Origin of the sequence: Aeromonas sp. R4-1 (assembly GCF_040908325.1) — a bacterium.
In the GTDB taxonomy this organism is placed as follows: Bacteria; Pseudomonadota; Gammaproteobacteria; order Enterobacterales; family Aeromonadaceae; genus Aeromonas; species Aeromonas veronii.
In genome coordinates this window covers 1-11,306 of sequence record NZ_JBFODM010000093.1, presented here as the reverse complement: position 1 = coordinate 11,306, position 11,306 = coordinate 1, and the positions used below count along the sequence as shown (strand labels likewise).

Genomic DNA, 11,306 nt, shown 5'->3' with positions numbered 1-11,306 from the left:
TGACCATGGCCTGTCACAGGCCCGCATTGCCAAACAGCTCGGGGTTCATCCATCGACTATCAGTCGTGAGCTTCGTCGTAATTGTGCTGGGCAGGCCTATCAGCCGCAGCAGGCTCACCAACTTGCCACGGCACGACGGCTGACGAGTCAGAAGCGTACTGTCCCGTCTGATACCATCGACTTTGTTTGCATGGCGCTGGTCGCGGACTGGAGTCCCGAGCAAATCAGTGGCGTTGGAGACATGATTAACTGCCCGGTTAGCCACGAGTGGATATACCGCTATGTGGCACGCGACAAGGCCAACGGTGGCACGCTATACCGGCATCTGCGTCAGGGTCACAAACGCTATCGCAAGGGTAAGAACAGCAAACGCAGTGTCATTCCCAATCCGGTATCGATTGATGAACGCCCTGCGATAGTCAATGAGCGGAGCCGTGTGGGAGATTGGGAAGTCGATACCGTGTTGGGTAAGCAAGGCAGCGGTGCAATAGTGAGTCTGTTGGAGCGTAAGAGCCGGCTCTACCTGGTTCAATACGTTCCCAGCAAAACAGCCAGCGCGGTGGCGGACACCATTATCAGCATGCTGAAACCCTACCAGGCACATGTCCATACCATCACAGCTGACAATGGTAGCGAGTTTGTCGAACATGAACGTGTTGCAGCAGAGCTGGAAGCGCAGGTGTACTTTGCGCATCCATACAGTGCATGGGAACGGGGACAGAATGAGAATAGCAATGGTCTGCTGCGGCAATATGTGCCCAAAGGCAGTGATTTGAGTGTGGTGACAGCAGAGGCACTGTCAGCCGTCGAAAAGCGGCTGAACTTCAGGCCGCGCAAATGCTTGGGATTCAAACAGCCACAGGTGGTTTTTGACGAACTTCTGAAAGCAGCCTGATTTTTAATCGGGAATTGCACTTCGAAGTTGAATTCGCGATCAGATTGCAGAAATAGGCATCCATGACCTGCTAATTAAAAGCGGGCCAATGGCCCGCTTGGTTATATTTCACTCACTACACCATCACACCGGCGGATGAAAATGGCTGGCTTCGCGAGTGGCCATCTCCTCGTAGGTGGCCCACTTCTGCCACGCCACTTTTTGCGCCACCTGCATCAGCCGCTCGGCCTCCTCCGGATGGCTCTGGGCCAATACCCGATAACGGGTCTCCTCCTGCCGATATTCAGCAAGGGGGATGGAGGGGCGCAGGCTGTCGAGGCTGAAGGGGTTCTGCCCCGCACTGCGCAATACCGGGTTGTAGCGCATCAACGGCCAGTGACCGGAGGCCACGGCCCGTTTTTGCTGGGTCAGGCCAAACTCCATATCGATGCCATGGGCGATACAGTGGCTGTAGGCGATGATAAGCGACGGGCCCGGATAGGCCTCCGCTTCACGCAAGGCCTGCAGCGCCTGCTGCGGATTGGCACCAAAGGCGATGCGGGCAACATAGACGTTGCCGTAGGAGATGGCCTGCAGCGCCACATCCTTCTTGGCCAGCGTCTTGCCCCCCGCCGCGAACTTGGCGACGGCACCGAGCGGGGTCGATTTCGACATCTGGCCGCCAGTGTTGGAGTAGACCTCGGTATCCATCACCAGCACGTTCACATCGCGCCCGGAGGCGAGCACATGATCGAGCCCCGATGAGCCGATGTCATAGGCCCAGCCATCGCCGCCGATGATCCAGACCGAACGGCGCACCAGCTGATCGATAAGCGACAGCAGCTCGCGGGCCTTGCCGGATTTCACCTCCTCCAGCCGCTCCCGCACTTGCGCTACCCGGGTGCGCTGGGCGCGGATCTCCGACTCCAGCCGCTGCGGGGCGCTAATCAGGGTATCGACCAGCTCGGCGCCCAGCTCCCCCTTCATCGCTTCAAGGGCCGCCACCGCCTGACCGTGATGCTGATCGGCGGTGAGACGGAAGCCAAAGCCAAACTCGGCGTTGTCCTCGAACAGGGAGTTCGACCAGGCCGGCCCCTTCCCTTCGCCGTTCTTGGCCCACGGCGTAGTCGGCAGGTTGCCGCCGTAGATGGAGGAGCAACCGGTGGCGTTGGCCACCAACATGCGGTCGCCAAACAGCTGGGTCAGCAGCTTGAGATAGGGGGTCTCGCCACAGCCGGCGCAGGCACCGGAGAACTCGAACAGGGGTTCGAGGAACTGGGCACCGCGCACCGTGGAGAAGTCCACCCTCTCGCGGGCAGGCCAGGGCAGGCTCTCGAACCAGCGCAGCGCCTGTTTCTGGCCAGCCAGATGGGGCGCCTTGTCCATCATGGTGATGGCCCGCTCGCCCTCGTGTTCCTCATCGGCCCCGGCCCGTACCGGACAGGCCTGCACGCACTGACCGCAGCCGGTGCAATCCTCCGGATAGAGTTGCAAGGTGTAGCGGCTGTCGGGGAAACCCTTGGCGGTGACGGGCACCGACTGCGCTGCCTCGGGGGCGGTCGCCAGCCAGTCCTGATGGTAGAACTTGGCCCGCAGCGCCGCGTGGGGGCAGACAAAGACGCAGTTGCCGCACTGGATGCAGATATCGGAGTGCCAGATCGGGATCTCGCGGGCGATATCCCGCTTCTCGAAGCGGCTGGTGGCGGTGGGGTAAGTGCCATCCACCGGCAGCATGGAGACAGGGATCAGGTCACCGCGCCCAGCCAGCATCTCGCCTGTGACCCGCTGGACAAACTCGCTGCCCCCCGGTGCCAGTGGCAGCGGATAGTCGCTGATCTGCTCGTCACCGGCCGGGATCGCCACCTTGCTCAAGTGAGCCAGGGTGTCATCCACCGCGGCGAAGTTGCGCGCCACCACCTCGGGCCCCTTGCGGGCATAACTCTTCTCGATGCTCTCCTTGATCAGCGCAATGGCCTCATCCCGCGGCAAGACTCCGGCCAGCGCGAAGAAGCAGGTCTGCATAATGGTGTTGATGCGATTGCCCATGCCGTTTTGCTCGGCCACCCGATCCCCATCGATGCAGTAGAGCTGGATATCGAGGGCGCGAATACGGGCCCGCAGCCGCTCGGGCAACTCGGCCCAGACCCGGTCAGGCTCATAGGGAGCATTGAGCAGCAGGGTCGCCCCTTCGGCGGCGTGCTCCAGCAGATCGACAGACTCGACAAACCCCCACAGGTGGCAGCCGATAAAGCTCGCCTGCTCGATAAGCCAGGGGGCATCGATAGGCTCGGGGCCAAAGCGCAGGTGGGACACAGTGCGCGAGCCCGACTTCTTGGAGTCGTAGACGAAGTAGCCTTGGGCGTGGAACCCCTCCAGCTCGCCGATGATCTTGATGCTGTTCTTGTTAGCGCCTACCGTGCCGTCGGCACCAAGGCCGAAGAAGAGCGCCCGCACCCGACTGGCGGGCTCCAGATCGCCTATGGGGTGCCAGGCCAGACTGAGGCCCGACACATCATCCACTATCCCCACGGTAAAGCGCGGGCGCGGCGCATCAGAGGCGAGTTCCTCGAACACGGCCGCGCACATGGCGGGGGTGAACTCTTTGGAAGAGAGGCCGTAGCGACCGCCGCTGAGCCACGGCAGCCGCTTGATAAGGCCGCGCTGCAAGCCATCGATCAGCGCGCTCTGCACATCCAGCAGCAGCGGCTCGCCACCGGCACCCGGCTCCTTGGTGCGATCCAGCACCGCCATGCGCCGCACGCTCGCGGGTAGCGCATCTAGCAACGCCTGTACCGGGAAGGGGCGATAGAGGCGCACAACCAAGACCCCGGTCTTGCGATCCTGCCGGTTGAGCCAATCCACCGTGGTGCGGGCAGTGGCGGCCCCCGAGCCCATCAGCACGATGACGTCGGTGGCATCGGGCGCGCCGTGGTACTCCACCAGCCGGTAGTGGCGGCCGGTCAGCTCGCCGAGATTGTCCATGCACTGCTGCACCCGGGCCGGTACCGCCTCGTAGAAGGGGTTGACGCTCTCGCGGGACTGGAAATAGGTATCCGGGTTCTGGGCGGTGCCGCGCATCACGGGATGATCCGGGTTGAGGGCCCGGGCGCGGTGGGCCCGCACCCAGTCGTTGTCGATAAGAGCGCGAATTTCATCCCGATGCAGGGCGGTGATCTTGTTCACCTCGTGGGAGGTACGGAACCCGTCGAAGAAGTGGATAAAGGGCACCCGGCACTGCAGGGTGACGCTGTGAGCGACCAAGGCCAAGTCCTGCGCCTCCTGCACCGAGCCGGATGCAAGCATGGCAAAGCCGGTGCTGCGCGCCACCATCACGTCCTGATGGTCGCCAAAAATCGACAGCCCCTGCGCCGCGAGCGAACGGGCCGCCACATGGAACACCGCCGAAGTCAGTTCACCGGCGATCTTGTACATGTTGGGCAGCATCAGCATCAGCCCCTGACTGGCGGTGAAGGTGGTGGCGAGCGCCCCCGCCTGCAGGGCGCCGTGTACCGTGCCGGCCGCCCCCCCTTCGCTTTGCATCTCCACCACTGTGGGAATGTTGCCCCACAGGTTGGTCTGCCCCTCCGCCGCCCAGGCATCGGCCAGTTCGGCCATGGTCGAGCTCGGGGTAATGGGGTAGATGGCACACACTTCGCTCAGCTGGTAGGCCACCCGGGCCGCGGCTTCGTTGCCGTCGACCATGATCAGTTCATGTTTCATTGGGACTCCTCCGGTTGGCGCAGCTCGATGGCGTGACAGGGACACTGGTCGTGACAGGCACCGCAGCCGGTGCAGCGCTCGGCGTCCACCTGATAGCCTTTGCCCGGCCCCAGCTTGGCGATGGCCTGTTCGGGGCAACTGCCGTAGCAGCCGTCGCACTCGAAGCAGTTGCCGCAGGAGTAGCAGCGCGCCGCCTCGTAGCGGGCGGCCACCTCATCCAGCCCGCCGATGATCTCGCCAAAGTCATCCCGCGCCCACGCCGGTTTGACCGGCTGACTGCTGGCCGGGGCGTGGGTCTGGAACCAGAGTTGCAACTGCTCTGGCCCCACCAGCGGGTAGGAGACCATCTTTTGGTAGTGGCGACCACGCAGCCAGGCATCCATATGGCGCGCCGCCTTCTTGCCATGGCCGGTGGCGATGGTGACGGTGCGCTCGGAGGGCACCATGTCGCCGCCCGCAAACAGACCCGGCACATCCGTCATCAGGTTTTCGCCAACCTGCACTACCCCCTCCTTGCTGACCCGCACGCCGGGAATACTCTCCAGCACGCTCAAGTCCACCTCTTGGCCCAGCGCCAGAATAAGGGAGTCCGCTTCGAGGGTTTCAAACTTGCCGGTGGGCACCGGTTTGCCCTCGGCATCCAGCGCCATCACCTCCACCTCGATATGGGTATTGTCGAGCTGGCGGATGCTGCGCAGCCAGTTGATCTTGATACCCTCCTCCTCGGCCTCGTCGGCTTCAAAGGCGTGGGCAGGCATATGGTCCCGATCGCGGCGGTAGATAATCATTGCCTCTTCAACGCCCAAACGGCGGGCGGTACGGGCCGCATCCATGGCGGTGTTGCCGCCGCCGTAGATGGCCACCCGCCGTCCCAGTTTGGGCGGTGGCAGTCCTTTCTCTTCGGCCAGACTGGCCTGCTCGAGGAAACTCACCGCATCGAGGATCTTGCCCGCTTCCCGCGCCGGAATATCGACCCGCTTGGCCAGATGGGCGCCGATGGCCATAAAGACAGCGTCAAAGCCCCCCTCGTCGCGCTCGCGCAGCACATCCTCCACCTTGTGGTTAAGAGTGAGGGTCACTCCGGCCGCCACGATACGGGCTACCTCCCGCTCCAGCACGTCGCGGGGCAGACGATAAGCGGGAATACCAAAGCGCAGCATGCCGCCCGCCAGTGGCCCCGCTTCGCGGATCTCCACCTGATGGCCGAGCCGATTGAGGTGCCAGGCGCAGGAGAGACCTGAGGGACCGGCGCCAATGACCAGCACCTTCTTGCCGCTGGCAGGGGCAGGTGACGCAGGCTGCCAACCGCGGGCCAGCGCCTCGTCGCCGAGGAAACGCTCGATAGCGTGGATGGAGACGGATTCATCCACCTGACCGCGGTTACAGGCGCTCTCGCAGGGGTGATAGCAGACCCGGCCATGAATGGCGGGCAAAGGGTTCTCTTCGATCAGGGTCTGCCAGGCCGCCTCAAAACGACCGGCCTGCGCCAAAGAGAGCCAGGCCTGGATATTTTCTCCGGCCGGGCAGGCGTGATTGCAGGGTGGCAGGGCCGGCCGCCAGACGGGTAGCCGGGTACGCACCGGGCCTGTTCCCGTTTTCAGGGAGAGTTCCGGCAATGGGGTCATGTCCAGTTGTTTGCTCATACATTGCTTTCTTCTTTTTGTGTGACAGGCCCCACCCGATGGCGCTTGATACCGTGTAGCCGAGGCGGACGGTGGCCGGATGGGGAAGAAGCGAAAGCGTTAGAAACTGGGAACTGAGTCGATAATGGCCGCTTTTTTGTACTGATTAGCGAATCAGGATCAAAAAATGTTGCATTTTATGGTTCATAGAGACCAGAACGTGACTCAAGTAACATCTTCTCCAGCTGACCGCTGGCTTTCAGTTTGGCGAGCCCCCGATTGAAGGTTTTGATCAATTCGTCAGCGTTGGCGCGCTTGCGGCTGATCAACAGGTGACCTTCGACCTTCATCACGGGTTTTGAATGGGTTGCAAAGAGATCGACCGTGCTGGCCGGGTAGAACTGACGCAGGGAGTAGTAGCCGACATCTATGTTCTCCAGGGTTAGGTCGGCGCGGCCGGAGAGCAGCAGATCGAAGCTCTGGCGCAGCCGGGTGACGAACTGCACCTGCAGCGGCACCTGCGCGATGGCTGCAAAAAAATCTGCATTGTAGGTATAGCCACTGACCGCAGCCAGCTTGCGATCCGCCAGATCCTGATAGCCACGCCATTCCAGCGGATCTGACTTGAGATAGAACCAGACGTAGGTTTCGCTCAGGATGGGATCGCTATAGAGATGGGTTTTGCGCCGCTCGCTCGACTCATACCAGTGGACAGTGCCATCCACCACCCCCTCCTCCGACAAGCGAAAGGCACGCTTCCAGGGTAGAAACTGAAACTTGACGCTCACCCCTTCACTCTTGAATGCCTCGCTCACCACATGAGGGATAAGCCCCTGATATTTCAGCGTCTCGGAGCAGTAAGGGGGATACTCTCCCGTGGTCAGGGTCAGCTCCTGCGCCCAGAGCCCGTGGCAAAAAAGGCTCCCCGCCAGCAACCAGCTTATTTTCATCCCGATGCCCTCTTGTTCTGTTTTCCCAACTATAGACCGCCCCCTTGAAAGGATTGCCGGATCGCCGGGGAACCGTTATGTTCCCCTTTTTCCAGGCGATCGCGCCGCGTCACAAGGATATGAAGATGCCCAGGCTAGACAGCATTCACCTCTACCCCATCAAATCGACTGCAGGCATGCCGCTGGCTCGCGCCCGGGTGACCGAAGAGGGACTGGCAGGGGATCGCCGCTACATGGTGGTCAAATCGGACGGCACCTTTATCACCGCCCGAACCCATCCCCAACTGCAACAGGTCGTGGCTACCCCCATCGAAGGTGGCTTGCAACTGCGCTATCCGGGCTTTGAACCGCTCACCCTGCAAGAGGTCGACTTCAGCCGCGCCCCGCAAGCTACCGGAGTCTGGAGCGACCGTTTCACCGCCCTGCACACCGACCCCAAAGCCGATGGGTGGCTAAGCCGGGTGGCAGGGGAGACGGTGCAACTGCTCTGGCTGGGTGAAACCTCTGATCGCTTTCGCGAGAAGACCGGCACCCGGGTCAGCTTTGCCGACGGTTATCCGCTGCTGCTGATAAGCCAGGCTTCCCTTGAGGATCTCAATCTGCGCTCCGATGCGCTGCACCAGATGAGCCAATTCCGCACCAATCTGGTGGCAAGCAATACCCAGCCCTTCGAGGAGGACAGCTGGGTGCGTATCCGCATCGGCGAGGTGGAATTCAAGGTGGTCAAGCCCTGCAGCCGCTGCATCATGACCACGGTGGAAGCGGGCACCGATCGTTTCAACGCCCTGAAAGAACCGCTGGCCACCCTCACCCGCTACCGCCGTGGCGAGGATGGCGAGGTCTACTTCGGCCAGAACCTGATCGCCCTGAACGAGGGCTGGATTGAGGCCGGCAGCGAGATTGAGGTGCTGGAGCGTACCCGTCCGGTGGTCTATCCCGCCGCCGCGCCGAAGAAGCGGGAGCTGGTCTGCGTGGCCCGCGAACCGCTGGCGCGGGATCTGGAGACCTTCTGGTTCGAGGCGACCGATGGCGAGCCCCTGCCCGACTACCTGCCGGGCCAGCATCTGCCCATCAGTCTCGATATCAAAAACGAGCGGATCCAGCGGCGCTATACCCTGAGCTCTACGCCGGATCACCCGGAGCGTTACAGCATCAGCGTCAAAAAGGTGGAGGGTGGCCGCATCTCCCACTGGCTGCACCAGCAGTTGCAGGTGGGTGATCGGCTGCTGGCCGCCAACCCCGTTGGCGAGTTTCACTTAGGGTCCGAGCGCAACCTCCTGTTGCTCTCCGCAGGCTCCGGCGTCACCCCCATGCTGGCGATAGCCCGCACCCTGGCGCTACGCGGGGAGCTGGAAGAGGTTCACTTTATGCACCTGTGCCGCAGTGAAGCGGACATTCCCGCCGCCAGCGAACTGCACGCCATGGCGCAGCAGGGGATGACCCTCACCATTATCCTGAGCCAGCCGGACAATCACTGGCAGGGGCTGCAAGGGCGACTCAATGATGAGCATCTGCAACTGATCAAAGGGCTGGCCGAAAAAGAGGTCTTTATCTGCGGCCCCCACGGCTTTATGGCCGATGCTGCCGCCAAAGTTGCAGCCCTCGGCGTACCGGCCGCACGGATCAGACAGGAGAGCTTTGGCGGCGCCATTCTCTCGGTGGCCCGCCCCCATCAGGCGGTGCAACTGCGTATCGGCGCCCAAGCCTTTACCGGCAACAATCAGGGTACTGTGCTGGATCAGGCCAACAAGCAAGGTGTAGAGCTGCCGTGGAGCTGCCGCGCCGGCATCTGCGGCAGTTGCAAACAGACGCTGATCTCGGGCGAGGTGGATCACCCCGACGCCCCCGCCATCACCGCCGCCGAGCGGGCCGAGGGCAAGATCCTTGCCTGCTGCGCCGTGCCGCTCACTGACCTTGAAATCCTATGATCGGGTGATCGGGTGATCGGGCCGCATTAATTCACGCCAATCCAGATGACCGGGGAATTGACCCCGGTCATCTTTATCCACACTTGTTCACCTGATCCGCCCTTAATTTGTCCCCACCGCCTTCATCTGTAAGTTTCCCTTCCTATACTCTCAGAGCAAAAAGCCTTGCCAGCCATTGACTTGGCGATGCTCCATACGACACTCAGTCATAGGGAAAGGACGCCCATACCATGGAACAGAACAAGCCCGCCTTTCAGCTCAACCTGCTGCTATCCGTCATCACCCTGATCCTGCTGTCACTGGTGTTTTTCGCCTACAGCTGGGCGGGTAAACAACTGGAAGAGAGTTATCGACAACAATATGTCTCCTACCTGCTGGCCGACGAACTGCGCCAATCCTCCGATGATCTGACCCGCCTCGGGCGCACCTATGTCATCACCAAGGATCCAGCCTACGAGCAGCAGTACATGCGGATCCTGGCCATTCGCAACGGCGAACAGCCGAGACCGGATGGCTACAACCGTATCTACTGGGACTTTGTCGCCGCCAACGGCCAGAATCCCCGCCCCGACAGCAATGTTCGCCGTGGCCTGATCGACCTGATGAAGGATGCCGGTTTCACCGACGGCGAACTCGCCAAACTGAACGAGGCCAAAAACAACTCGGATGCGCTGGTCAACACCGAGGTCGCCGCCTTCAAGCTGGTGAAGCAGAGCGATGGCGACCCGGTTGCCAACCAGCAAAAAGCCATCGCCATCTTAATGCGAAAGGGGACTCCCTCCGACGTAGGTGGGAGGGGAATTTCGCCGGGGCGTCAGCCCCGCTGGTTTTGAATGTATTGCTTGATCACCTCCAACGGCGCACCGCCGCAAGAGCCAGCAAAGTAGGAGCGTGACCAGAGCACGGGCTTGCTGTAGGCACCTCTCAAGTCCAGAAATTCATTGCGCAGCCGCCTTGATGTTACCGCCTTCAACGAGTTAACCAGTACCGATAACTGTACCGTTGGGCCGTACTCTATCAACATGTGAACATGGTCAGCCTCTCCGTCACACTCTTTCAGTTGTGCGCCAAAGTCGCTACAAACCTCAGTAGCATACTGATTGAATGCAGCAAGGTGTAAATCGCCCAATATCTTTTTTCGATACTTAGTCACAAATACCAAGTGAACATGGAGAAGATAAGCAGCATGGCGTGATTTGTTGATATTTACGACTTGCATTTAATGACTCTGCTCGGTGTAATGATGTGAAGAAATATTGCTACACACTGAGCATTTAATGCAAATTCTAAAAGCCTACAAATTCCGACTCGAACCGACCGAACAACAAGCGCAACGCCTGCGCCAGTTGGGCGGCAGTGCTCGTTATGTCTGGAATCACGGGCTGGCAGAAACCAAACGCATTCTTGATTCTGGCGAAAAACTGCCTTCTGCCTTTGAGCTTAACCGGATGCTCACCAGTTGGAAGAAAGTCCCAGAAATGGCCTTTCTGGCCGAGGCATACACCGACAACCTCCAGCAGAAACTCAAGGATTTGCACGGCGCGTGGATGCGTTGTTTTGATAAAAAACTCGTCGCCAAAGCCCCAGTTTTCAAGAAGAAAAGCGACAACCGCGACTCTATCCGGTTCGTCAACTTCGACAAGTATTGCCGCCTTGAGAAAGGCCGTGTGAAACTGCCAGCCGGGCTGGCGTGGGTTAAGTTTCGCCAGTCACGCCCAGTAGAAGGGAAGATTAAAAACGCCACTGTCAGCCAAGCCGCCGGGCACTGGTATATCTCATTACAGGTCGAGCAGGAGACGCCTGAGCCAATTCACCCGTCCGGCTCAATGGTCGGGCTGGATGCGGGTATTGCCAAGCTCGCAACCCTGTCAGATGGCACGGTGTTTGAGCCCGTCAACAGCTTCAAAACCCATCAGGCCAAGCTGGCAAGGCTCCAGCGCCAGTTGAGCAAAAAAGTAAAGTTCAGCAGTAACTGGAAGAAGCAAAAAGCCAAGATCCAGCGCCTGCATTCACATATCGCCAATACCCGCCGCGATTACCTTCACAAGGTCACAACGACTATCAGCAAAAACCACGCGATGATCGTCATTGAGGATTTGAAGGTTGCCAACATGTCAAAATCAGCAGCGGGCACGACAAGCCAGCCGGGGCGCAACGTCCGGGCAAAATCAGGGCTGAATCGTTCGATATTGGATCAGGGCTGGTTTGAGCT

At 60.5% G+C, this 11,306-nt stretch carries 7 protein-coding genes and 1 pseudogene; 4 read left to right on the top strand and 4 right to left on the bottom strand.

The features are described 5' to 3' along the window. On the top strand, positions 1-895 hold an 895-nt coding region (locus AB5Y90_RS17785; RefSeq protein ID WP_368166470.1), incomplete at its 5' end, for an IS30-like element ISAeca1 family transposase. Between the two features lie 123 nt (positions 896-1,018). Here the strand turns inward: AB5Y90_RS17785 and nifJ are convergent. The 3 genes from nifJ to AB5Y90_RS17770 form a co-directional block, all read right to left on the bottom strand. Next, positions 1,019-4,594, bottom strand: coding sequence for a pyruvate:ferredoxin (flavodoxin) oxidoreductase (nifJ, locus tag AB5Y90_RS17780; protein WP_307895158.1), 3,576 nt, complete (start codon positions 4,592-4,594; stop codon positions 1,019-1,021). After that, entirely contained in the window at positions 4,591-6,237 is a 1,647-nt protein-coding gene (locus tag AB5Y90_RS17775) for an NAD(P)-binding protein (RefSeq protein ID WP_307895159.1), read from the bottom strand. Before AB5Y90_RS17775 ends, nifJ begins: the two co-directional genes overlap by 4 nt. 176 nt (positions 6,238-6,413) lie before the next feature. Then, positions 6,414-7,166, bottom strand: a complete 753-nt coding sequence (locus AB5Y90_RS17770; RefSeq protein ID WP_005337880.1) for an ABC transporter substrate-binding protein — start codon at positions 7,164-7,166, stop codon at positions 6,414-6,416. A gap of 77 nt (positions 7,167-7,243) precedes the next feature. On the opposite strand from AB5Y90_RS17770, the gene AB5Y90_RS17765 reads away from it, so the two are divergent. Then, on the top strand, positions 7,244-9,094 hold the full coding sequence (locus tag AB5Y90_RS17765) for an MOSC N-terminal beta barrel domain-containing protein (protein WP_307895160.1): 1,851 nt from the start codon (positions 7,244-7,246) through the stop codon (positions 9,092-9,094). A gap of 230 nt (positions 9,095-9,324) precedes the next feature. Next, positions 9,325-9,855 (top strand): annotated as a pseudogene (locus tag AB5Y90_RS17760) (methyl-accepting chemotaxis protein); the annotation flags it as partial. A gap of 53 nt (positions 9,856-9,908) precedes the next feature. Here AB5Y90_RS17760 and tnpA read toward each other — a convergent pair. Beyond that, positions 9,909-10,313: an IS200/IS605 family transposase gene (gene tnpA / locus AB5Y90_RS17755; RefSeq protein WP_201995218.1), complete on the bottom strand. Its 405-nt coding sequence runs from the start codon at positions 10,311-10,313 to the stop codon at positions 9,909-9,911. A gap of 58 nt (positions 10,314-10,371) precedes the next feature. On the opposite strand from tnpA, the gene AB5Y90_RS17750 reads away from it, so the two are divergent. Then, positions 10,372-11,306, top strand: a 935-nt coding sequence (locus tag AB5Y90_RS17750; protein ID WP_368166445.1) for an RNA-guided endonuclease InsQ/TnpB family protein, incomplete at its 3' end; no start/stop codon positions are given.

Excerpts from the sequence above, each read along its gene's own strand:
- nifJ (WP_307895158.1), bottom strand. The coding sequence starts at position 4,594 with ATGAAACATGAACTGATCATGGTCGACGGCAACGAAGCCGCGGCCCGG.
- AB5Y90_RS17775 (WP_307895159.1), bottom strand. The coding sequence starts at position 6,237 with ATGAGCAAACAACTGGACATGACCCCATTGCCGGAACTCTCCCTGAAA.
- AB5Y90_RS17770 (WP_005337880.1), bottom strand. The coding sequence starts at position 7,166 with ATGAAAATAAGCTGGTTGCTGGCGGGGAGCCTTTTTTGCCACGGGCTC.
- AB5Y90_RS17765 (WP_307895160.1), top strand. The coding sequence starts at position 7,244 with ATGTTCCCCTTTTTCCAGGCGATCGCGCCGCGTCACAAGGATATGAAG.
- tnpA (WP_201995218.1), bottom strand. The coding sequence starts at position 10,313 with ATGCAAGTCGTAAATATCAACAAATCACGCCATGCTGCTTATCTTCTC.